17 protein-coding genes and 1 tRNA gene are annotated in these 23,346 nt (G+C 45.5%); 5 read left to right on the forward strand and 13 right to left on the reverse strand.

The features are described from left to right. Nucleotides 1–168: 168 nt before the first annotated feature. The 4 genes from lon to tig form a co-directional block, all read right to left on the reverse strand. Nucleotides 169–2,520 carry an endopeptidase La gene (gene lon, locus AK965_RS14795; protein ID WP_099080329.1) on the reverse strand — a complete coding sequence of 784 codons (2,352 nt, stop codon included), beginning with the start codon at nt 2,518–2,520 and terminating at the stop codon, nt 169–171. Nucleotides 2,521–2,650: 130 nt separating this feature from the next. After that, on the reverse strand, nt 2,651–3,931 hold the full coding sequence (gene clpX / locus AK965_RS14800; RefSeq protein WP_099080330.1) for an ATP-dependent protease ATP-binding subunit ClpX: 1,281 nt from the start codon (nt 3,929–3,931) through the stop codon (nt 2,651–2,653). Nucleotides 3,932–4,002: 71 nt separating this feature from the next. Next, nucleotides 4,003–4,629 (reverse strand): ATP-dependent Clp endopeptidase proteolytic subunit ClpP, encoded by a 627-nt coding sequence (gene clpP / locus AK965_RS14805; RefSeq protein WP_099080331.1) that lies wholly within the window; start codon nt 4,627–4,629, stop codon nt 4,003–4,005. 105 nt (nt 4,630–4,734) lie between these two features. Next, entirely contained in the window at nt 4,735–6,039 is a 1,305-nt protein-coding gene (gene tig, locus AK965_RS14810; protein WP_099080332.1) for a trigger factor, read from the reverse strand. Between the two features lie 523 nt (nt 6,040–6,562). On the opposite strand from tig, the gene AK965_RS14815 reads away from it, so the two are divergent. From AK965_RS14815 to AK965_RS20730, 3 genes are all read left to right on the forward strand, one after another. Continuing rightward, nucleotides 6,563–8,368, forward strand: a complete 1,806-nt coding sequence (locus AK965_RS14815) for an ATP-binding protein (RefSeq protein ID WP_099080333.1) — start codon at nt 6,563–6,565, stop codon at nt 8,366–8,368. A 4-nt stretch (nt 8,369–8,372) separates the two neighbouring features. Next, nucleotides 8,373–9,710: a sigma-54 dependent transcriptional regulator gene (locus tag AK965_RS14820; protein ID WP_099080334.1), complete on the forward strand. Its 1,338-nt coding sequence runs from the start codon at nt 8,373–8,375 to the stop codon at nt 9,708–9,710. 76 nt (nt 9,711–9,786) lie between these two features. Next, a complete protein-coding gene (locus AK965_RS20730; RefSeq protein ID WP_099080335.1) occupies nt 9,787–9,969 on the forward strand; it encodes a hypothetical protein in 183 nt (60 codons plus the stop codon). A 37-nt stretch (nt 9,970–10,006) separates the two neighbouring features. Here AK965_RS20730 and AK965_RS14830 read toward each other — a convergent pair whose 3' ends face one another. The 7 genes from AK965_RS14830 to AK965_RS14860 form a co-directional block, all read right to left on the reverse strand. Then, entirely contained in the window at nt 10,007–11,368 is a 1,362-nt protein-coding gene (locus tag AK965_RS14830; RefSeq protein WP_099080336.1) for a TRAP transporter large permease, read from the reverse strand. 3 nt (nt 11,369–11,371) lie between these two features. Beyond that, nucleotides 11,372–12,046 (reverse strand): TRAP transporter small permease, encoded by a 675-nt coding sequence (locus AK965_RS14835; RefSeq protein ID WP_099080337.1) that lies wholly within the window; start codon nt 12,044–12,046, stop codon nt 11,372–11,374. A gap of 72 nt (nt 12,047–12,118) precedes the next feature. Continuing rightward, on the reverse strand, nt 12,119–13,117 hold the full coding sequence (locus AK965_RS14840; protein WP_099080338.1) for a TRAP transporter substrate-binding protein: 999 nt from the start codon (nt 13,115–13,117) through the stop codon (nt 12,119–12,121). 215 nt (nt 13,118–13,332) lie between these two features. Further along, a complete protein-coding gene (locus AK965_RS14845; protein WP_099080339.1) occupies nt 13,333–14,802 on the reverse strand; it encodes a protein adenylyltransferase SelO in 1,470 nt (489 codons plus the stop codon). A 209-nt stretch (nt 14,803–15,011) separates the two neighbouring features. Beyond that, nucleotides 15,012–16,379 (reverse strand): TrkH family potassium uptake protein, encoded by a 1,368-nt coding sequence (locus tag AK965_RS14850; RefSeq protein ID WP_099080340.1) that lies wholly within the window; start codon nt 16,377–16,379, stop codon nt 15,012–15,014. Further along, nucleotides 16,376–17,038, reverse strand: a complete 663-nt coding sequence (locus tag AK965_RS14855; RefSeq protein WP_099080341.1) for a TrkA family potassium uptake protein — start codon at nt 17,036–17,038, stop codon at nt 16,376–16,378. Before AK965_RS14855 ends, AK965_RS14850 begins: the two co-directional genes overlap by 4 nt. 389 nt (nt 17,039–17,427) lie before the next feature. Continuing rightward, nucleotides 17,428–18,663, reverse strand: coding sequence for a DEAD/DEAH box helicase (locus tag AK965_RS14860; RefSeq protein WP_099080342.1), 1,236 nt, complete (start codon nt 18,661–18,663; stop codon nt 17,428–17,430). 217 nt (nt 18,664–18,880) lie between these two features. Here AK965_RS14860 and AK965_RS14865 point away from each other — a divergent pair, with 217 nt between their 5' ends. Next, nucleotides 18,881–20,179 (forward strand): hemolysin family protein, encoded by a 1,299-nt coding sequence (locus AK965_RS14865; RefSeq protein WP_099080343.1) that lies wholly within the window; start codon nt 18,881–18,883, stop codon nt 20,177–20,179. Between the two features lie 63 nt (nt 20,180–20,242). On the opposite strand, the gene AK965_RS14870 is transcribed toward AK965_RS14865, so the two are convergent. Both AK965_RS14870 and AK965_RS14875 read right to left on the reverse strand, forming a co-directional pair. Beyond that, nucleotides 20,243–21,934: a class I SAM-dependent methyltransferase gene (locus tag AK965_RS14870; RefSeq protein ID WP_099080344.1), complete on the reverse strand. Its 1,692-nt coding sequence runs from the start codon at nt 21,932–21,934 to the stop codon at nt 20,243–20,245. Between the two features lie 160 nt (nt 21,935–22,094). Then, nucleotides 22,095–22,171, reverse strand: a tRNA-Arg gene (locus tag AK965_RS14875). A gap of 397 nt (nt 22,172–22,568) precedes the next feature. Here AK965_RS14875 and AK965_RS14880 point away from each other — a divergent pair. Then, nucleotides 22,569–23,279 (forward strand): hypothetical protein, encoded by a 711-nt coding sequence (locus AK965_RS14880; protein WP_099080345.1) that lies wholly within the window; start codon nt 22,569–22,571, stop codon nt 23,277–23,279. Nucleotides 23,280–23,346: the final 67 nt, after the last annotated feature.

Raw genomic sequence — 23,346 nt, forward strand, 5'->3', positions numbered from 1 at the left:
CTGTGATTATTTTTGTGATGACTTTCGTTCCATAATAAAGAAAAAGTTGTCACCCCTTGTATTTCAAGGGCTGGCAGCTATCGAGCCTAAGTTAGCTTCCAAAAAAAACGCTGACAAGCCTTTTCGGGCCTATCAGCGTAAACTTTTACTTATTTTTGCTGCATATCACTATTTTTTCGCGTCAAACTCAACGCCAGTCGGGTCTCGCTCTAGTGCAACTTTCAGAACTTCGTCAATCCACTGTACCGGGATAACCTTCAGATCTGCGATAACATTTTCTGGAATCTCTTCCAAATCACGCTCGTTGTCTTTCGGAATCAACACAGTTTTGATGCCACCACGATGTGCCGCAAGTAACTTCTCTTTCAGGCCACCAATCGGTAAAACTTCACCACGTAGCGTGATTTCCCCTGTCATACCCACTTCGGCTTTAACCGGATTCCCCGTCAAGCTAGAAACCAGTGCAGTACACATTGCAATACCGGCACTTGGGCCATCTTTTGGTGTTGCGCCCTCAGGAACGTGTACGTGGATATCACGCTTCTCGTAGAAGTCTGAGTTAATGCCTAGTTTTTCGGCACGTGAACGTACAACCGTCATTGCCGCTTGGATCGACTCTTTCATGACATCGCCAAGTGAACCTGTTTGTGTCAACTTACCTTTACCTGGCATCGATTCGGTTTCAATCGTCAGTAGATCACCGCCAACTTGTGTCCAAGCTAGACCCGTAACTTGACCGATACGATTGCTGTCGTCTGCTTTACCGAAATCATGACGTTGTACGCCTAAGTATTCTTTTAGGTTGTCCATCGTTACGGTTACTGACTTCAAGCTGCTATCAAGCAGGATATTCTTCACTGCTTTACGGCAGATCTTGGAAATCTCACGCTCTAGATTACGTACACCCGCTTCACGCGTGTAGTAACGAATAATGCCGATGATTGCAGAATCTTCGATAATAATTTCGTTTGCCTTCAGACCATTACGCTGAACTTGCTTATCAACAAGGTGGCGTTTCGCGATATTTAGCTTCTCGTCTTCTGTGTAACCAGATAGGCGAATCACTTCCATACGGTCTAGTAGTGGACCAGGAATATCCATCGAGTTCGACGTTGCAACAAACATCACGTCAGACAGATCGTAATCCACTTCTAGATAGTGATCGTTGAACGCATTGTTTTGCTCTGGGTCTAGGACTTCAAGCAGTGCAGAAGACGGATCGCCACGCATATCTGACGACATCTTGTCGATTTCATCTAAAAGGAAAAGTGGGTTTTTCACGCCAACTTTCGACATTTTCTGAATGAGCTTACCTGGCAACGAACCGATATAAGTACGACGGTGACCACGAATTTCCGCTTCATCACGCACGCCACCTAGAGCCATGCGAGTATATTTACGACCTGTCGCAGCCGCAATAGAGCGACCTAGTGATGTTTTACCCACACCTGGAGGACCAACAAGGCAAAGGATCGGACCTTTTAGCTTGTTAATACGGTTTTGTACCGCCAAGTATTCGAGGATACGTTCTTTCACGCGTTCTAGACCGTAATGGTCTTCGTTTAGAATCTCTTCTGCTTTCGCTAAGTTCTTCTTCACTTTAGAACGCTTATTCCAAGGCACGCTCACCATCCAGTCGATGTAGCTACGCACCACTGTCGCTTCGGCAGACATTGGAGACATCATCTTAAGCTTTTGCAACTCTTGTTCAGTCTTCTCACGTGCTTCCTGAGGCATTTTTGATTCTTCAATCTTCTGCTTCAGAGTTTCGAACTCATCCGGCGCATCTTCCATCTCACCCAGTTCTTTCTGAATGGCTTTCATTTGCTCATTCAGGTAGTACTCGCGCTGAGATTTTTCCATCTGCTTTTTCACGCGGCCACGGATGCGTTTCTCCACTTGCAGTAGGTCAATCTCTGATTCCATCTGCCCCATCAAGAACTCAAGACGCTCAGAGATATCTGTCGTTTCAAGCACTTGCTGCTTATCAACCAATTTTAGAGGCATATGCGCTGCAATGGTATCAGCCAGGCGTGCCGCTTCGTCGATGCCGTTTAACGAAGTCAGTACTTCAGGTGGGATCTTTTTATTGAGTTTGATAAAGCCTTCAAACTGATTGATCGCACTGCGTACAACCACTTCTTGCTCTCGTTCATCCAGCTCAGGCGTAACGATAAATTCCGCCTCAGCCAAGAAAAACTCGCTCTCTTTGAAATGATTAATCTTCGCACGCTGCTGACCTTCGACCAGTACTTTTACTGTGCCATCTGGTAGCTTCAGCAGTTGGAGAATGGTTGCCACTGTACCTACTTCAAATAGGTCATCAACCGTCGGTTCGTCAGTATCCGCTTGCTTTTGTGCCACAAGCAGAACTTGTTTGTTGGTTTCCATTGCCGTTTCTAAACAGCTAATCGATTTCTCGCGACCAACAAACAATGGAATAACCATGTGCGGGTAGACCACTACGTCACGTAGAGGTAGTACCGGGATCTCGATACGCTCGGAACGTTCCAAGTTCATATAATTCTCTCTTCCGCTTTCACGTTTAACGTATTACTTAAGGCAGTATATGGGGGCTAATTGCTTGGATTCAATAACAGAAATAAAAAAAGGAGGTAATTACTTACCTCCTTTTTATTCATCGCTGTTTTTATTCTGCGCCAGCGGCCTGGCTGTCGGCATTACTGTAAATAAGCAATGGTTCTGACTCTCCGTTAATCACGGATTCATCAATCACAACTTTACTCACATCTGTCGCAGATGGCAGTTCGTACATGGTTTCCAGTAGTACACTTTCAAGAATTGAACGTAAACCACGAGCACCGGTTTTACGCTCCATTGCTTTCTTAGCAATAGCACGCAGTGCGTCTTCACGGAATTCAAGCTCGGCATTTTCTAGCTCAAACAATGCTGCATATTGCTTGGTCAGTGCATTCTTCGGTTCACATAGGATCTGAATTAGCGCTTCTTCATCAAGCTCAGTCAACGTTGTTGTTACTGGTAAACGACCAATGAATTCAGGAATCAAACCATACTTCACTAGATCTTCTGGCTCAACTTGCATGAACAACTCACCGACGGTTTTGGTTTCGTTTTTAGAACGCACTTCTGCGCCAAAACCGATACCTGCACCTGTCGCTACACGCTGTTCAATCACTTTATCTAGGCCAGCAAATGCACCGCCACAGATGAACAGGATCTTAGACGTGTCCACTTGTAGGAATTCTTGCTGCGGATGCTTACGACCACCTTGTGGTGGAACCGACGCAACCGTACCTTCGATAAGTTTCAGTAGTGCCTGCTGAACACCTTCACCAGATACGTCACGCGTAATTGATGGGTTTTCAGCTTTACGAGAAATCTTGTCAATTTCATCAATGTACACAATGCCGCGTTCAGCCTTCGCTACATCGTAATCACATTTTTGCAGAAGCTTCTGGATGATGTTTTCCACATCTTCGCCCACATAACCCGCTTCGGTTAATGTGGTTGCATCAGCCATAGTAAATGGCACATCCAAGAAACGAGCTAGCGTCTCAGCAAGAAGCGTTTTACCACTACCCGTTGGACCAATTAGAAGGATGTTACTCTTACCAAGCTCCACACCTTCGCTCGTTGTATCACCATTGCGTAAACGCTTGTAGTGGTTATATACCGCAACTGCGAGCACTTTTTTCGCGTAATCTTGTCCGATCACATAGTCATCAAGGTGTTCACGGATCTGTTTTGGCGTTGGTAACGCTTCAGATTCTTTCTTAGGGAGAACATCCTTGATTTCTTCGCGAATAATATCGTTACATAAGTCGACACACTCGTCACAAATGTAAACTGACGGACCTGCGATTAGCTTGCGAACTTCGTGCTGACTTTTGCCACAGAAAGAGCAATACAGCAATTTGCCGCTGCCACTTTCTTTGCTTTTATCTGTCATTCGCTAACCTCTTAGCCTTTACTCTTTATGAATCAGTGTATATCAAATTTAGCCAAAATGCGCTGGCTAAATTATTCGCCGCGATGGCTCAACACTGCATCCACAATACCGTATTCTACCGCTTGATCTGACGACATGAAGTTGTCACGATCTGTATCACGTTCAATCACTTCAAGAGGTTGGCCAGTGTGCTCCGCTAATAGATTATTTAGCTTATGCTTGATGGTCAAAATTTCTTGTGCATGAATTTGGATATCAGAAGCCTGACCTTGGAAGCCACCAAGTGGTTGGTGGATCATCACACGTGAGTTAGGCAGAACATAACGCTTACCTGGCGCACCACCTGCAAGCAGGAATGCACCCATTGAGCAAGCTTGACCCATACATACAGTGCTTACATTTGGCTTGATGAACTGCATAGTGTCGTAAATAGACATACCTGCTGTCACGCTACCGCCTGGAGAGTTGATGTATAGGAAAATATCTTTATCTGGATTTTCAGATTCTAGGAAAAGTAGTTGAGCCACGACAAGGTTTGCCATGTGGTCTTCCACTTGACCCGTTAAAAAAATCACGCGCTCTTTAAGTAAGCGTGAGTAGATGTCGTAAGAGCGTTCACCACGGGAAGTTTGTTCAACCACCATTGGTACTAGCGCGTCAATAATTGGCGACATTGCATTTTTTTCTTGGTAGCTCATATTCTTATGTCCCTAAAATAAATGGCCCGGATGATGGGTATCATACGGACCATTGTTAGCAGAATAGTTAACGATAAGTCAACCTTCTACGCAAGATATTGCTTATTAAGCTGCAGGCTGTTGGTTAAGTAGCTCGTTGAAGCCTACTTCTTTCTCAGTAACCTGTGCTTTAGCGATGATCGCGTCGATAGCTTGCTCTTCTAGAGCAACGTTACGCATGTTGTTCATCATTTGCTCGTTTTGCTCGTAGTAAGCAACAACTTCTGATGGATCTTCGTATGCAGTCGCCATTTCTTCGATTAGCGCTTTCACTTTCTCGTCATCCGCTTTTAGCTCTTCAGACTTGATCACTTCACCTAGTAGAAGGCCAACCACTACGCGACGTTTAGCTTGCTCTTCGAATAGTTCACGTGGCAGCTGTGCAGCAGCTTCTGGGTTACCGCCGAAGCGTTGTGCAGCTTGTTGACGTAGAACGTGGATCTCTTGGTCGATAAGTGCAGCAGGAACGTCGATGTCGTTTTGCTCAACTAGACCGTCGATTGCTTGCTCTTTGATGCGGTTCTTAACAGCTTGCTTAAGCTCGCGCTCCATGTTCTTGCGAACTTCAGCTTTAAGAGCGTCAACACCACCTTCAACAACACCAAACTTAGCAACGAACTCGTCGTTTAGTTCTGGAAGTTCACGTGCTTCAACTTTGTTCACTTTGATTGCGAACTTAGCTGCTTTGCCTTTTAGGTTTTCAGCGTGGTAATCTTCTGGGAAGTTTACGTCGATTTCGAATTCCATACCTTTAGTTTTACCTTCGATACCGTCTTCGAAACCTGGGATCATACGACCTGCGCCCATTTCTAGAGGGAAGTTCTCAGCTTTACCGCCTTCGAACTCTTCACCGTCGATAGAGCCAACGAAATCGATGCTTACGCGCTTACCAGCTTCTGCTGCTTCTTCAACTTCAGTCCAAGTCGCTTGTTGCTTACGTAAAGTTTCGATCATCTCTTCTACGTCTGCATCTTTAACTTCTGTTGTTGGTTTTTCAACAGTGATGTTTTCTAGGCCTTTAAGCTCAACTTCTGGGTAAACTTCGAAAGTTGCAGTGAATACTAGATCTGCGCCTTCGTTGTTTTCAACAGGTGCGAAAGTTGGTGCGCCAGCTGGGTTGATTTTCTCTTTTACGATCGCTTCGATGAAGTGACGTTGCATAACTTCACCAAGAACGTCTTGACGTACTGCTTTGCCGTACATCTTAGCAACCATTTTTAGAGGCACTTTACCCTTACGGAAGCCATCGAAACGACGGTTTTTAGCGATGTTGCGTAGTTCAGCTGTTACAGCGTCTTCGATGTTTGCGGCTGGAACAGTAATGTTTAGACGGCGCTCTAGGCCTTCTAGCGTTTCAACAGTAACTTGCATTATATATAAACCTCTAAAGTGGCTCGGTTTTTCGAGCGTATGAGCGAGAATCTTTGAGTTCACGCTTCATCCTTGTGTAGTGTTCCGTCCGAACACCTAATTTAAAACGAGTATCGATGTTGTAAATCAACACCTGACTAATCAGTGATATCTTCAACGAAACGCCAAAGGTATCTCCTATTAGCCTCAGGACAGAATTTTAGACGCGACATTCTAGCGATCTGTCGCTACCCTGTCGAGCCAATAGCCACTATGTGGACATTGTCTGCGCTAAATTCTCGAATACCGACTCAAATATCTGCGAAAAATGTCATTTCAACACCGCTTTACCCGAGCCAGCATATCTAGAATGGGGACAATAGCGACTTTTTCAAGAGAATCGACTGCTTTTTTTATTGAAAAGCGTAAAAAGAGATCTTGCTCTTGTTTTACTCCACAGAGTTGAAAACTAAACCCCCATTCTCTCCTACAAAACATTAACATTTCGTTACGTAAACCAAAAAACAGGTCAAGGAGCAAAAGGATGGCACAGCGAAATTGTATTCTACTGATTTTTTTCGCCTTCTATCTCTTTTTTGCACTCGTTGGTGGTCGCTGGGTGTGGTACAGCAGTTACCAATCTCTACTCGACAAACATCAAGCTCAACTCGAGCGGTTTTCCAACCATATACAGAACAAACTCGATAAATACGCCCATATTCCGCAACTGCTTTCCAAAGATGAACCACTGATTGAAGCTCTGCTTAACCCAACCAACACTGCCCAGTTGGAAATCACTAACCGTTACCTTGAGTCCGTGAACCATGTCATTGAAGCCGCTGATACTTACCTTATTGATAAATGGGGGACGACTATCGCCGCGAGTAACTGGCGTAAAACACGTTCGTTTATTGGTCGAAACTTTGCATTTCGCCCCTACTTTAAACAAGCCATCATCGGCGAGAGCAGCCAATATTACGCCCTAGGTTCAACCTCTGGTAAGCGAGGCTATTACTACTCCTACCCTATCGCCTACGCTGGAGGGGTCATTGGGGTCATCGTGGTCAAAATGGATTTAGACAAAATTGAAGATAACTGGCAGCATCCAAAAAGTATTTTTGTTGCCAATGATCCATACGGGATTGTCTTTATGAGCAGTCGCAATGACTGGCTATTTAAAAGCTTACAGCCGCTCAACGATATCCAAAAAGCAGAACTGTGGGCTAATCGACAATATCTAGATACTTCCGTTAAATCACTGAATTTTATCGGCAGCTTGGATGCCCCCCACTCAGAGGTAAAACAAGGTTACCCTTATAATAAAGGCACTCTGGTGGTCTCTTCGTTGTCTTTGCCTGAGCTTAAACTGACGATTCGCGTCCTGTCTCCCAAACAGAGCGTTGTTTGGTTAACGTTAGGCTATCTACTGATACTCACGCTTACCTTTACGATATTGTTCTTAATCGGGCAACTCGTTTATCACCGTCAACAGCGCCGTTTACATTTTGAGCGAATACAACAGAAAGCCAATCAACAGCTCGAGTATCAAGTCATGGCTCGAACTGCTGAATTACAGGCCGAAATTGCACAGCGAACAGAAACAGAACAAACCTTGCGCATCACTCAAGATGAACTGGTTCAAGCCGCCAAACTCGCAGTATTGGGGCAAATGTCTGCGAGCATCAGTCATGAGTTAAATAACCCACTGGCGGCAATCCGTAGCTTTGCAGAAAACGGTAAGCGATTCTTGCACCAAGAAAAGCTTGATCGGGTGAAAGACAATCTAACCCGAATCTCTGCCCTCACTGATAGAATGGCAAAGATCAGCCAACAATTGCGCTCCTTTGCCAAAAAAACCAGTGGTAACGAGCTCGTCCATACTCGCCTCTTTCCTGTTATCGCTTCTGCAAAAGAACTGATGAAGCCAGCATTCAAATCAGCACAAGTAACGTTAGAAACGGACGTGTTAGGACAAGATATCGATGTGTACATCAATACCATTCAACTCGAGCAAGTGTTGGTCAATTTGCTGACCAATGCGATAGAGGCACTCAAAGATCAAGAAGATAAACAAGTGCGATTGTCTGTGAAACGGGACAGCGAATTCGAGCGTGTTTGGATCCATATCGACGATAACGGCGCAGGGTTTGGCGATTTTACGCTTACTGAGTTGTGCGAACCTTTCTTAACCACCAAACAAAATGGTTTAGGTTTGGGGCTTTCTATCTCACAACAAATCTTGGCCGGTATGAACGGGAAATTAAGCGCACAGAATAGAGAACAAGGTGGGGCTCGATTCTCTCTTTGCTTACCTATTGTTTCACCACTCGCCGAACAACCAGAAGGATAAGACCATGTGCCAGGTGTTTTTTATCGATGACGAAGTTGATCTCAGGCTAGCCATTGAGCAAACCTTCGAACTGGCCGACATCGAAGCCAAATTTTTTCCGGATGCAGAGTCCGCTTTAATTGCCATACAACAAGACGAAGAAGTTGGCGTAGTGGTCACTGACATTTGCTTGCCGGGTATTTCTGGCATGGATTTGCTTACTACGCTGACCCAACGTGATGTGAATCTACCAGTGATCATGATTACTGGACATGGTGATATTACCATGGCGGTTCACGCACTCCATCAAGGCGCATACGACTTTATCGAGAAGCCCTTTGCGCCGGAGCACTTAGTTGAAACCGTTAAACGTGCCATTGAGAAACGCCAGTTAACCAATGAAAACGAAAAACTACGTCAATCCCTGAAAGCCAGTCAAACCCTTGGTCCGCGTATTATTGGAGAAACCACAAGTATCCAGATGCTACGTGATACCATCACTCACATTGCTGACACAGATGCGGATATTTTGTTGTTTGGCGAAACAGGGACAGGTAAGGAACTGATTGCCCGCTCCCTACACGAACAAAGCTCTCGTCGTAACCAAAACTTTGTCGCGGTGAACTGTGGTGCCGTACCTGAAAATCTCATCGAGAGCGAACTTTATGGTCACGAAAAAGGCGCATTTACCGGAGCAGATCGTCGCCGAATAGGCAAGTTTGAATTTGCTCAAGGTGGCACCCTGTTTTTGGACGAAATCGAGTCAATGCCGATTCAGGCGCAAATTCGATTACTTAGAGTGTTGCAAGAGCGAGTGATTGAGCGCGTTGGTTCGAATGAACTGTTACCGCTCGATATTCGTGTTATCGCAGCCACCAAAGTTGACCTAAGACAAGCGGCTGAAGAAGGCACATTTCGTCAAGACCTTTACTATCGTCTAAACGTCGTGACCTTAGACTTACCCCCACTACAGGAGCGCAAAGAAGACATCCCCGCACTGTTCCACCATTTTCTGTTGGTTGCTGCTTCACGCTACGGCAAAACCTCCCCTAGCCTCTCTTCTCAAGATCTCGCACAGCTTATGGCTCATGATTGGCCGGGCAATGTACGTGAACTTCGTAATGCTGCCGAGCGTTTTGTTTTATTAGGTAAGCTGATGCAACTCGGTCAAACTACACCCACTGAAAGCACAGCCCTAAGCCTCGCGGAGCAAGTCGCTGAGTTTGAGAAAGCGGCCATCGAAAGTGCATTACTGGAAAACAGCGGCAGCATCAAGCAGACCATGGAGCAATTGAATGTCCCTCGAAAAACTCTCTATGACAAAATGCAACGCTATCAACTAGATAAGGGCCTGTATAAATAAAATGCACCACGTCATTTGTGGTTATCTTTAGCTTGAGCCATACTTTTGCCAAATAAGCAGGCGAGGTCATATTGGTATGGGTGAAAAAACTAAGATACCTATCATTACTGATACTGTGATGGTCGATGGGCACTATCAAGAAGAGCGACGTTCAAGAGAAGATCGACGTAAAATCCGAAAAAAGTGGACGGGGTATGAGCGAAGGGTAGCCGCTGATCCACGATTACAGGCTCGCAAGTCAATTTACGAAGAGGTGTGAAGATTCACACCTCTTGTATTTTGGAGAAAAGTTGCTGTTACTTAGTGATGATTTCTGGCCCCATTAAGGTGGTTGGCAACCACGTTGATACCCAAGGTACGTACGTCACTATGATTAAGAAGAGGAACATTACCCCTACCCATGGCAGCGCCGCTTTCACTACCTGCATCATCGACATCTTCGCCACCCCGGCAGTCACAAATAAGTTGAGTCCGACGGGTGGGGTTATCATGCCAATCTCCATGTTCACTACCATCATGATACCGAGGTGAATTGGGTCGATGCCCAAAGCAATCGCAATCGGGAACACCAAAGGCGCTACGATAATCAGCAGGCCAGATGGCTCCATAAACTGGCCACCAATCAGTAACAAAACGTTGACCACAATTAGGAAAGTAATCGGACCAAGACCCGCTGAAAGCATCGACTCCGTGATCATTTGCGGAATGCGTTCTTCAGTCAGTACGTGTTTCAAAATCAACGCGTTGGCAATGATGAACAGCAGCATGATAGTCAACTTGCCCGCTTCGTATAACGTGTGTTTGGTGTCTTTATGAACGAAGGTTTGGAAGATTTTAACCAGCGCGGGTTTGGTATTTTTCTTATCAGCAAATGGCCCCATGTCTTTGTAGACAAAGTTAGCGATAAAGAACGAGTATACCGCCGCAACGGCAGCAGCTTCCGTCGGAGTAAAAATACCACCGTAGATACCGCCAAGAATGATCACCACCAGCAATAAGCCCCAGCTCGCGTCTTTAGCGGCATCGAAAGTTTCTTGCCAACCGACAAACGGTTGCTTAGGCAGATTCTTAATACGCGCTGCGATGTAGATGGCAATCATCAGCATCACTCCTGCCAGTAGCCCAGGAATCACGCCTCCTAAAAACATCCGTCCTACCGATACGTCAGTTGCTGCTGCGTAAACCACCATGACAATAGAAGGGGGGATCAAAATACCCAACGTCCCCGCATTACAAATCACGCCTGCCGCAAACTCTTTGGAATAACCGTTTTTGATCATCCCTGCGATAACGATACTACCGATTGCCACCACCGTTGCCGGAGACGAACCTGACAGCGCAGCGAACATCATACACGCCACCACCGATGCCATCGCCAGACCGCCACGGAACCAACCAACAATAGCGATGGCGAAACGGATGATGCGCTTCGCAACACCACCAGTAGACATGAAGCTTGAAGCCAAAATAAAGAAAGGGATCGCTAACAGCGTGTAGTGACCCGCAAAGGCATTAAACAACGTTTGGGCCACCGAAGCCAAAGAGGCGTCCGAGTGCATCAACAGGAAAAGAATACTGGCAAGGCCCAGCGAGACGGCAATTGGTACACCAATCAGCATGAAGCCAATAACCATCAAGAATAACAACAGAATATCCATGATTTATTGCTCCTTACTGTTGGATTTTGAAGACGAACCGCTTGGCATCGGATCGGCGGCTTCGCTAAGTGCTTCTTTCAGCGTTTCCAGCTCTTCTTCCGCTTCATGGCCAGCAATCAAACGGTCGAGTTTGCCCGTGGCGATTTGCCAAGTAATTTGCACAAAACGGAACGTTAGTAGCGCCATGCCAAGTGGCAGCGCAAAATAAGGGATAAAGCGTGGCAGTTTCTCATAGCGTTCGCCTTCATTGAGCCAATCTGCTAAGAACTGAAACATCTCTGGCATTGGAATATCGTCGGTTTCATACCATGCGCGTTCTGTTGCAAACGGATACCAATAGTTCCAAGAACCAATCAGAAGTAGAACGGAAAACGCCAAACAGCAAGCAGCGGCTAGAAGCGCAAAAATCTTACGTTTACGCTCCGACACCATATTGATGATCACATCAACACCAATATGAAAATGTTTTTTCACACCGTAAGATGCCCCCACCAACACCATCCACGCAAACATGAATACGGTAAGTTCTAACGCCCATAGAATATTGTCGTTGAAGACATAACGAAAAATTACATTGGCAAAAGTGAGCAGCGTCATCGCACCAAGAAAGAAAGCAATCAGCGTTTCTTCAATGGCATCCGTGATTCGCCCTGCCTTGGCAAAAAAAGTCTGTTCCATAATTACATCACATCATTATTGGGAAAGAATGGCCCTCTCCCATCTCGAAGTACGTGAGGGCCAATAATGTTGTTACTGTTGGTTAGATGCTAAAGCGGCATCAATAAGATCCGTACCAATGTCTTTCTCAAACTTCTTCCATACCGGTTGAAGGGCCGTCACCCACTCTTGGCGTTGCTCAGGTGTCAGAGTACGAACCACACCCCCCGCTTCAATGATGTTGTTCTTATTAGCAAGGTTAACTTCGGTCGATTCCGCATTACGTTGCGCGGTGACTTCTTGAATGATGGTATTGAGTTGCTCACGTTGATCGTCTGGTAGTTTTTTCCAGAAATCGTTCGATGTTACGACTAGATAATCGAGAATGCCGTGGTTAGTTTCTGTAATGCCGTCTTGCACTTCGAAGAACTTCTTACCGTAGATGTTTGACCAAGTGTTCTCCTGACCATCGATAACCTTGGTTTGCAAGCCGCCATACACTTCTTTAAACGACATTTTTTGTGGGTTTGCGCCAAGCTGCTCGAACTGGGCAACCAAAACGTCCGATGCTTGCACGCGGAACTTCAAGCCTTCTGCGTCACTTGGCAACATCAACGGTTTGTTTGCTGACATCTGCTTCATGCCGTTATGCCAGAACGCCAAGCCCTGCAATCCACGACGTTTCATCGCGTTCTTTAGCTTTTCACCTGATTCTGAGTTTTGGAAACGGTCGACCGCTGCCACATCTTCAAACAGGAATGGAAGGTCAAAGATGCGGTACTTCTTGGTGAATTTCTCAAACTTAGAAAGAGAAGGGGCAGCGAGTTGAACATCCCCATTAAGCAGCGCTTCCAGCACTTTGTTGTCATCGTAAAGGGTCGAGTTTGGAAAAACCTGCATACAAACTTTGCCGTTCATCTCTTCGTTAACACGTTTTTCCAGTAGCGAAGCAGCAATGCCTTTCGGGTGTTTGTCGGTGTTGGTTACATGACTGAACTTAATCACGGTTTCACCCGGATCACAGTTTGCAGCAGCGTTAAAACTGGTGACAGCAAGAGCGGATACAGACAAAAGGGTTAGAGGCTTAAACATTATTATTCTCCTTGTTGAATCACATCCCATCCTTTCCATGAGTACCTAAATGGGTAGAGGGTGATGGGTACGGATGTATGACAAGGAGCAAGTAACAGACCAATTCATTTAAATCATAAATATCATGAACTTATATTCATAGAGATAAAGAATGGGAATTCAGAGGGGTAAAACCCACCCATACAAACCTGAGTGATGGGTGGAAAATGACCCATTTAAGAAGAGCAGCTGATTTCCATTTTCTTGCCCCATTCTGGTGGCAACTTGGCGTAATCATCAAACTCTGGGTGTTCATCGAAAGGGTGCTTTAAAATCTCCGCGAGGCGATTTATTTCGGTGAAGTCCCCAATTTCTGCTTTGTCGATAGCCAACTGAGCCAAGTAGTTACGCAGAATGTATTTCGGATTGACCCGACGCATTCGCTCACAGCGCTGCTCACTTGTTACCACTTCACCTTGCTGATCCACTTCCAACTCACAACGTGCAAGGTACAAATCTACCCATGCGCTCGCCGCATCTCGATCAATACATAAATCGACCACCGCTTGGGGCGCTTGGGTATCAAGATAAGAAAGCTCGCGGAAAAAACGAGTGTAGTCGGTCTTGTTTTGATTTAAGAGTTCAAACATCGCCTCAAACAAACGTCCATCTTCATCCACCTTGGTATGAAGCCCAAGTTTGGCGCGCATCAGTTCGCTGAACTTCTGACTTAAACGAACTTCAAATTGCCCCAATGCGGCTTCTAGATCTTCTCGCTCCACTAGCGGAGATAACGCATGCGCCAATGCGGACAGATTCCAAAGTGCAACTCTCGGCTGTTGATCAAATGCGTAACGTCCTTGGTAATCTGAATGGTTACAAATGTAGTTTGGATCGTAATCGTCAAGGAAACCAAACGGACCATAATCAAAGGTTTGCCCGAGAATCGACATGTTATCGGTATTCATGACGCCATGAGCAAAACCGTAGGCTTGCCAAAACGCAATCATTACAGCGGTTTTATCCACGATAGCCTCAAACATCGCTGCATACGGCTTTTCGGTTTGAACGCACTCTGGGAAATACCACTCAATGACTTTGTCAGCCAACAGTTTTTGCTCGGCCAATTGATTGGTATAGAAAAAATGCTCGAAATGACCAAAGCGGATATGCGTTTCTGCTATGCGGATCAACAGAGCGCCGTATTCCATCTTCTCACGATAAACCGGCGTGTTACTGTCCATCATACCGAGCGCTCTGGTGGTCGGAATACTCAAACCCGCCATGGCCTCGCTACACAAATATTCACGAATAGTAGAGCGTAGCACCGCCCGACCATCACCCATGCGGGAATACGGCGTCAGCCCTGCCCCTTTTAAATGAATATCAAACCAAGTGCCATCTTGGTGCTGAATTTCAGCCAAAAGCAAACCGCGCCCATCGCCCAAATCTGGGTTGTAAACGCCAAATTGATGGCCTGCATATTTCATGGCTAGCGGAGCAAAAGATCCAAATTCTCTTTGCCCGGCAAACACATTCAACAATTCATCATCGGCTTGTCTTGGCAAACCAAACTGCAAAGCCAAATCACGATTCCAAACGACCCAACGCGGATTGTCTAAAGGCTGTGGCGCAACGCGAGTAAAAAATGCAGACGGCAGCTCACTGAAGCGATGGGTGAAATTGACCCCTTCCCAGATGGACATAATGATTCCTTAAGCACAACTTCCTGTTTATGAGTATACGCCGTGTATAACGCCACTTTCAGCCATGAATTGTTCATGGGTATTGCGTATTTTTTGCATAGAAGTAGATAAGAAACGTAATGATAAATAATGACAATGCGAGTTTCTCTACTCTTTACGCGTAGAGAAACTCGCATTACTAATAAAAGATCATTGTGTTGTTAAAAAGATTAACCAGTTAGCACATTGTCCTCTGGGTACTTGATCAACGTCGGTTCAGGACGAGCTAGCATGTAAGCAAGCGTGAGAGGCCCGATACGTCCGATGATCATCACCACAATCATGATGTATTTACCGGGCTCCGACAACTCTGCAGTTAACCCCGCCGTTAACCCTACTGTGGCAAATGCCGATATAGTTTCAAACATCACTTTATCAAAAGCGGCCTTTTCGGTGATCATCAGCAAAAACATCGCGGTGGTAAGAATCGCGCCACTGACAACAATGATCGCCAGCGATTTAGTCACCGTTGACCAGTTCACGGTACGTTTGAAGATCACCACGTGTTTCTTCTGGCGAAGAAATGCCCACGTCGCTATAAACGCAACAGCAAAAGTAGAGACCTTGATACCACCGCCGGTTGAGGTTGAGCCTGCGCCAATCAACATGAGCACAATCATCACCAGCAAGGCTGGTTGAGTGAACTGTGCAAGATCTACGCTATTAAAGCCCGCAGTACGTGCACTTGCTGATTGAAAAAACGCCGCTAACCATTTCCCTGCTATCGGTAGAGATTCCATCGTGTTGGGATTATGTCTTTCCAGAAGCCAGAACAATAGCGTACCAACAATAAGCAGCACTGGTGTCGCGATCAGCATAATCTTTGTGTGTAATTGCAAAAAGTGAAAGCCACGACGCCAATGCAGCCACAAATCACCAATAACGGTAAAGCCTAAGCCACCGAAGATAAACAGCCCCGCAAGTGTGAAGATAACCACAGGGTCATTCACAAAGCTCATCATATTGTCAGAAAACAGTGCAAACCCTGCATTGTTAAACGCCGAGATAGAGTGGAAAAGCGCGTAGAACATCCCCGTCTGCCATCCCATTTCTGGAACCCAGCGGAATGAAAGAAAGAGGAAGCCTATCATCTCAGCCACCAAAGCAAAGGTAACGATACTTTTTACCAATCGACGTAAGTTAACTTGGCGATCTTGCCCTAACGCTTCTTTCGCCAGACCTTGTTGACGCAAACTTAGACGTACTCCAAACATATAGAGCAAAACCGCAGATAACGTCATTTGGCCCAATCCACCAATTTGCATCAAGCACATTAGCAAAATTTTGCCCGCCAACGTAAAGTGCTGTCCCGTATCGACAACACCTAACCCCGTCACACTGATCGCAGAGGTTGCGGTAAAGAGCGCATCCGTCATGGACAAACCAGTCACAGAGAATACGGGCAATGTCAACAGCACCGCCGATGGTAATAGCACACCAAGAAAACTCAGTAATATAATGCGTGGCTCGCTGCCTTTCGCTTTATCTCGTTTGCTCTCTGGGACGTAAAAGACGCCTCTCTGATGAAAGTGCTTCATAATGATCGTAGCTTGCTCGCTAATTTGTCTTGTGGGCCAACCACGATGATCAAGTCGCCGATTTCAAGCATCTTACTCAATTCTGGCGCCTTGGTAATTTCTGGACCACGTTTAAAGCCTAGCACCTGTACGCCTTCCTCTTTACATAGCGCCAATTCGCCTAAGGTTTTTCCCATCCATCGTGAGCCAATCACAAACTCTGTCATGGCGAGTCCACTGCCTAGTGGGTGAAATTCCAATACATGTTGATCAAGCATTTTACGCGCAACTCGAATACCCATATCACGCTCTGGCATAATGATGTGATCTGCGCCAATCTTCTGCAAAACGCGGGCTTGAAAGCGATCATTAGCTTTCACCCAAACCGATTTCACCCCTGCCTCTTTGGCAATCAAGGTGGCGAGGATGCTGGCATTAACATCAGCACCAATGGCGATCATAACCATGTCATAATCATCCAACTTTAGCTCCGCAACCGTCTCTTCATGAGTACAGTTAGCCACGAGCGCTTGGCTCACAAAACTGGCGGCTTCTTTCACTCGGTCTTCGTTAATGTCTACTGCTAAAACTTGAGAGCCGGAATCTTGCAGCTCTTTACACACAGCCAAGCCGAAACGCCCCAGACCTATTACCGCAAATTGCTTATAACCCGTTTTCATTCATGCCTCGTTTATGCGTTCAATAGCAGGCGCGAAAGTCTGTGCCTATTCCCTATCATCTGCAAACAAGACGACAAGAATTTGACTAAAGATTAACTCAAACCTTCCGCACATTCTTTCTACAGCGTAAGACACAATGATAATTTTTTCATAGTTAACCGCCGCTAAATCAACAAAATAGCCAATCGCCTCACAGTTAGCCCGTTGCCGAACTCATCAATGTAACCGAAAAGTCCGTACATCAGTTGGTGTTAATTCGGGTACGTAAGCTCTCAGCTTGTTACACTGGAATCATTGCTAAGAGTAAGGGATAGATTGCAAATAAAAAAACCGCATCGAAATGCGGCTTGTTTTTATTTGAGATCTCAACGAAAGGGATTCACACGGAACTAGTTCGCGTTAGGCTTTTCATCGTTGTCGCGACGAGAACGCTGATCTTGTGGTTTGCGTTTGTTCTTCGGTACGTAGTTCAAGATCGAAATCGGTACTGGTTTTCTTGGTGCAAAGCCTTCGATTTCCACACGCTCTAGCAGGTGACCAAGGCGGCTTTCAATCATGCATAGATTTTTGAAATCGTCTTTTGATACCAATGAAATGGCTTCACCTTGCGCACCAGCACGTCCTGTACGACCAATACGGTGTACATATTCATCCGCAGGGAAAGGCAAATCGTAGTTGATGACCACTGGTAAGTTATCAATATCAATACCGCGCGCCGCCACGCCTGTTGCCACTAGGTATTGAATTTCACCCGCTTTAAATTGCTCAATCAACTCTTGGCGAACACGTTGGTTGCGACCACTGTGGAAGGCTTCTGCCACAATGCCACGCTTTTCTAGCTGAGTAACCAGCTTCGCCGCACCGTGTTTAGTTTCGATAAACACCAACACTTGCGACCAGTTGTTCTGAGTCAGCATGTGGCTCAATAACGACGATTTCATGTCTTTATCGACGGTGGTGATCCATTGCTTGATGTTTGATTTCGATGCGCTGTGCTTAGCAATCGTGATTTCTTCTGGGTCGACAATCGCGTTCTTGGCCAAATCGCGAACTGGATTCGATAACGTTGCAGAAAACAGCAGACTTTGCACGTCCTCAGGCAAACAATCAACGATCTTATCAATCGCATCGATGAAGCCCATATCCAGCATCTTGTCCGCTTCATCCAGCACCAGCATTTCCACTTCATCAAAGTGAATGGCGCGCTGGCCATAAAGGTCAATCAAACGACCAGGTGTACTTACGACAATATCAACGCCTTCAATCAGTGCTTGTTTTTGCGGGGCGTAATCCACACCACCAAACATCGCCATTGAACGAAGTGGTAAGTTCTTACCGTACGCTTCAATGCTCTGATGAACCTGAAGTGCGAGCTCACGCGTTGGGGTTAAGATGATCGCGCGTGCACGCTTTTTACGTTGCGTTTCCCCTTTACTGAGTTTTTCTAAAATCGGCAATACAAAGCTCGCCGTTTTACCGGTGCCCGTTTGCGCTGCCGCAATCAGATTGCTACCACGCAGAACAATTGGAATGGCTTTTTGTTGGATAGAAGTCGGTTTTTCATAACCCAGCGCCAACACTGCATCAGTGATTGGTGTGCTTAAACCAAGCTTAGAAAATGGCATAGAAACGTCTCAACAGAGGAAATGGGCGCGTAGTGTATCAGAATCCGTACTAAGTAACAGAACCATTCCTCTGCACTTCATCCCCCACATTCAATAAACAAATTCTATCCTATTAATAAGGCATTCTATTGTTGCAGCGTGATGATGTATTCGCGACTTCACGTTTCTGATTCCCGAACCTCGCTATGCTGATGAGGTGTAGATTACTGGAAAAATCATGGACATTTTACTACTCGTTGGATTGATCGCGCTCAATGGCGTGTTTGCCATGTCTGAAATTGCGTTAGTCACCGCCAAAAGTGGCCGCCTAAAAAAGATTGCTGAACACAGCTCGCCTGCTCGTCTCGCCCTGCAACTAAAAAACAATCCAACGCTATTTCTCTCTACGATTCAAATCGGCATCACTGTGATAGGCATTCTTAGCGGGATCTTTGGAGAAGCCACATTATCTGTTCCTTTTGAGCACTGGCTCGTTGCCCAAGGGCTGGAGAGCGAAATCGCGACCGTGCTTGCCACCTCTACGGTTGTTATCCTCATTACCTACTTTGCGATTGTCATTGGCGAGCTGGTTCCGAAGCGCTTTGCCCAAAACAACGCTGAGCACATCGCCATTATCGTTGCCTACCCTATTCATTGGCTAGCCAAGCTCACCACCCCATTTGTGATACTTCTGACCCGTTCCACCGACGCCTTGCTCATGTTATTCGGTCAAAATGGCAATAGTGAGGCGGTAACAGAAGAAGATATCTTTGCCGTAGTCAGCGAAGGATCAGAATCCGGTGCGATTGAGCCTCAAGAACAACTGATGATAAGAAATTTACTGCTACTGAATGACCGCCTCGCTCTATCGTTGATGACACCAAGATGTGACATTCACTTTCTCGATGTGGATCAACCGATAGACTCTATTCTCAAACATTTGCGCCAAACTCAACACTCCGTTTGGCCGGTATGCAAAGGTGGGCTCGACAAAATCATTGGCACCATTTCCTCCAAAGCCCTGCTGGATGAATACGATCACCTCTCCATCACTCGTCTGGGTAAGCTCGTCAAAAGGCCACTTTTTGTCCCTGAATCCATGAAAGGCCTACCATTGCTTAATCATATGCAGCAAACCAGCACCGAAATGGTCTTTATCGTTGATGAGTATGGGGATGTACAAGGCTTGGTGACCCACTATGATTTGCTGAAATCCATCGCGGGAGAACTGGGCATGGCACCCCAGCAAATTTGGGCGAAGAAACAAAAAGACGGCAGTTGGCTAATGGACGCATTAATCCCTCTCAATGAACTGAAGCACAAGCTCGCGCTTAGTCACATTGAAGGGGAAGAAAGTGAAGGCTTCCAGACACTTAATGGTTTGCTTACCTGGTTGCTTGGCCGAGTACCCAAACAAGGAGAGATAGTCGTATACCAAGAGTGGCGCTTTGAGGTACTGCACGTACGAAACCACCGCATCATACAGGTAAGAGTAACCGAAACTGAGCCAGTGAAAGAGGCGGAGCTTGAGCACTGATAGAATAGCCTCCGCACTGGAGGCTATTCTATTATCGAGGAAGAACATATTTCGGCTAAACAATCACCACTCGGCAATACAAAGTCGGCTTTTCACACCACGAATTTGTAATCCCATAGCCTCAAATACCTGTTCAAAATCCTGACAAGAGGCTGGGATGTTAGGTAAAGACAACGATGCTTCAGTAAAAAACGACTGGTTTAGGGTGCCTGATTCACCCCATGCCAACTCCCACCAATCCAAAATGCGTTGCTTTGAGGTATTCAATCGAGACACTGCAGGAAGCCGATCACGCTTGTTTAAATTTTCCGTTTTAGAGGTTGGTAGAAGATTCCATTTATCATTGTTCGGCCAATATGCAAAAGGCAAACAATGATCGACGTGATATTCATTGCGTAACTTACGACCGCTCCAAACACTGATTATCTCAGATTGACTAGAGCGCAGTTCTTCTACCCTCTTGCGCACGGTGCGAGTGTCGTGGTCTTTATCAATCCAAACCAAACAATCGTGATACGTTTGTAGTGTGATTCCTCGTTCTTGGTTTGAGCTGAAACGCTGCATTTCAAGAATCCATTGGTTAACCACCAGCGACTCAATCCAAGAGTGATAGAGCCTAAAGCAATCCCACAAACTCTCATCAAGAACAAATTGGCCATAGCTTTCAAGAAAAGTCCCATCAATAACGATCGAGTCTTTATGCTTCTTCGAGGAACGAACCATTTCGAAATACGGGTTCGATTTATCACCTTGATAAGTGTAAGTCACTGGCCCGTCTTTTATGGTTTTTAAGCTGTCTTTGATCGCTTTGTCTAAAGCCACTACATCATCCCCAAAGAAAGCAGTACCAATCGCTAAATCATCAGGGCTCAAGTGAAAAAGCTTCCCCCAACCATCAGGCTTAATAAAACCAAGCCCTTTTGATGCATTGGAACTTTGCTGAATATTTTCTTTGTCGATGAGACGCTTAAACTGACGAATCCAATACAGACCAACCAACCCAAGAGGAATCGCAACCCTGCCATCAGTCCGATCAATCACTGCTCCTGAGTGTGCGTCAGCAATACGCAATAAGGTTCTCAGTAACGCTAACTTATAAGTGGCGGATTTTGAATCATTAACAATGATATGACGCACTTTGTTTAGGTCACCTGAGCCATCATCAGGTAAAGACATCACGACAGTTTGCCAGTACACATTATCTCGTTTGAGCTGATCGTCACTGTCAGATATGTGCCTCACCATAAGAGCACTGTTCTTTGAAAGTTGTTCTAACTCTTGAACGGAGACTGGGTAAGCTTTTCGCCCATCAGTAAACTCGCCATGTCGAAGACTAATCACCAACCGTCCGTTGGGCGCTAGCAAGTTGGAGAGCTTACGAAAGGCACGTTCACGATGAGAGGTTGCTAGATGCATCCAGACCGCGCTAACCAAAATCAGGTCAAAACGCAGTCCCAGATTCGTCGTCTTCTCAAGTACTGGTAACGCATCATCTAGCCAAGTAACAGCATCACCTGTCAAAGACTTTCCTTGCTGCAGCAAAGACGCGGCTGGCTCAATAGCAATGACTTCACAGCCTTGCTCTGACATCCACTTAGCATCTCGGCCAGAACCCGCCCCAACATCAAGGACACGGTCGCCAGAATGAGGCCAGAAGGCTGACCATTCCGCATGAACTTTTTCGAATGTTGTCGAGTTGTATTGCTCCGCTAATGAGCTCGCATTTTGGTTATAGAAACTAGAAGTTGAGGACATAAAGGTAAGACTGCAATTAAACTAAACACATAGTAAGTGCTATTGATTGCAAAGACTAGAAGGTAGTGCAAAAGTTGTAGAGAACGTTGCGCTAAAAAGTATGGTGACTAAAAAAACAAAACCCCGATAACTCATTGAGCTATCGAGGTTTCTAAATAAATGGCACGCCCTGCAGGATTCGAACCTGCGACCACATCCTTAGAAGGGACGTGCTCTATCCAGCTGAGCTAAGGGCGCTTTCTACCGTGAGCACAGTCACGCGGTACGAATCGTACAAGACTGTACCTGAGTTTTCAACTCGCCATAAGATTTGTTTCTTAGGTTTGCATAGTAATATCGATTGGTGTGACACACGCAGGACTTAACTGGGTTAACTCAGATTTGCCCCACTGCGTGTTTTAAAACCTCATACTGGGAGTGAAATTTCTTAATAGAGTTGATATATAACTTAAAAAATGAAACTTCGCGTTAATCATAATTCTTTGTATGTATTTATTCTATGTGAGGCTATCTACACTTTGAAAGTGAAACATTATGAAACCAATACAACAAATAGCACTTATATATGATGACTATTTCTTTTTGAAAACAGTTTCTTAGAATGGCATTGATTTTTAATAAAGGACTGATAAAAATGAAAAAGTTTATAACGTCGATTATTGTGTTGGGTTTAACAGCTTGTGGTGGTAGCGATGGTGGAGACGGTGCTACCACTACCTATAATTTAGATGGAATATATGTTGATGAGTTCGGCGATGTAACGCTAATTGATGCCAGCGAAGGGCTAATCTCAGTGGAAGATAGCGGTATTTATTATGCCGAACGACATGAATATACAATATCTCAAAATACCTTAAGAGCAACTGACCAATGGTCTTCATTAGGGTATGATTTTTCGGAAGAAATTGTACTTACAGCTGATAATGACACTAGTGCTACAGTGACATACAATTATTCACAAGTTGACTCCACGACAGGTGATGTCGTCTATAGCGACACCGAATCCTACCCACTTGAAAGGCAAACTAACAGTCTGTCTATAACCGAAATGCAACCCTTTGCATATTCAGATATTGATCCTGGCACCGTTTGGAATATTGAAGAAAGCGGGCAAATAACTGCATACGTGACGTATTGTAACGTAGCAACTGGCCAGCTGACTGCCAAAGAGTTTTATTATGAGCTCGACTTTGTAGTTTCTGGCTGCTCTTTAGAGTATGCAGAATTTGAAGGAAATTATGGTGGTTACGCATACACCGCAACCGTCGATGGAGCTGACAAGCTGTATATTGCAGCACAGAAAGATACAGAAGACGCGTGGTTTTGGGATATCATTTCTAAATAAAAGTTACGAGCCACTCACCGAGTGGCTTTCTTTATTGATGCTCATCCTACAGGTTTAATTTCAATAT

Source organism: Vibrio sp. PID17_43, assembly GCF_002608565.1.
In the GTDB taxonomy this organism is placed as follows: Bacteria; Pseudomonadota; Gammaproteobacteria; order Enterobacterales; family Vibrionaceae; genus Vibrio.

What these genes read in the sequence shown, in the direction of transcription:
- AK965_RS14830 (WP_099080336.1), bottom strand. Translation starts at nt 11,368, where the DNA reads ATGGATATTCTGTTGTTATTCTTGATGGTTATTGGCTTCATGCTGATT.
- AK965_RS14850 (WP_099080340.1), bottom strand. Translation starts at nt 16,379, where the DNA reads ATGAAGCACTTTCATCAGAGAGGCGTCTTTTACGTCCCAGAGAGCAAA.
- AK965_RS14860 (WP_099080342.1), bottom strand. Translation starts at nt 18,663, where the DNA reads ATGCCATTTTCTAAGCTTGGTTTAAGCACACCAATCACTGATGCAGTG.
- clpX (WP_099080330.1), bottom strand. Translation starts at nt 3,931, where the DNA reads ATGACAGATAAAAGCAAAGAAAGTGGCAGCGGCAAATTGCTGTATTGC.
- tig (WP_099080332.1), bottom strand. Translation starts at nt 6,039, where the DNA reads ATGCAAGTTACTGTTGAAACGCTAGAAGGCCTAGAGCGCCGTCTAAAC.
- AK965_RS14865 (WP_099080343.1), top strand. Translation starts at nt 18,881, where the DNA reads ATGGACATTTTACTACTCGTTGGATTGATCGCGCTCAATGGCGTGTTT.
- lon (WP_099080329.1), bottom strand. Translation starts at nt 2,520, where the DNA reads ATGAACTTGGAACGTTCCGAGCGTATCGAGATCCCGGTACTACCTCTA.
- AK965_RS14845 (WP_099080339.1), bottom strand. Translation starts at nt 14,802, where the DNA reads ATGTCCATCTGGGAAGGGGTCAATTTCACCCATCGCTTCAGTGAGCTG.
- AK965_RS14880 (WP_099080345.1), top strand. Translation starts at nt 22,569, where the DNA reads ATGAAAAAGTTTATAACGTCGATTATTGTGTTGGGTTTAACAGCTTGT.
- AK965_RS14820 (WP_099080334.1), top strand. Translation starts at nt 8,373, where the DNA reads ATGTGCCAGGTGTTTTTTATCGATGACGAAGTTGATCTCAGGCTAGCC.
- AK965_RS14870 (WP_099080344.1), bottom strand. Translation starts at nt 21,934, where the DNA reads ATGTCCTCAACTTCTAGTTTCTATAACCAAAATGCGAGCTCATTAGCG.
- clpP (WP_099080331.1), bottom strand. Translation starts at nt 4,629, where the DNA reads ATGAGCTACCAAGAAAAAAATGCAATGTCGCCAATTATTGACGCGCTA.
- AK965_RS14835 (WP_099080337.1), bottom strand. Translation starts at nt 12,046, where the DNA reads ATGGAACAGACTTTTTTTGCCAAGGCAGGGCGAATCACGGATGCCATT.
- AK965_RS14815 (WP_099080333.1), top strand. Translation starts at nt 6,563, where the DNA reads ATGGCACAGCGAAATTGTATTCTACTGATTTTTTTCGCCTTCTATCTC.
- AK965_RS14840 (WP_099080338.1), bottom strand. Translation starts at nt 13,117, where the DNA reads ATGTTTAAGCCTCTAACCCTTTTGTCTGTATCCGCTCTTGCTGTCACC.
- AK965_RS14855 (WP_099080341.1), bottom strand. Translation starts at nt 17,038, where the DNA reads ATGAAAACGGGTTATAAGCAATTTGCGGTAATAGGTCTGGGGCGTTTC.
- AK965_RS20730 (WP_099080335.1), top strand. Translation starts at nt 9,787, where the DNA reads ATGGGTGAAAAAACTAAGATACCTATCATTACTGATACTGTGATGGTC.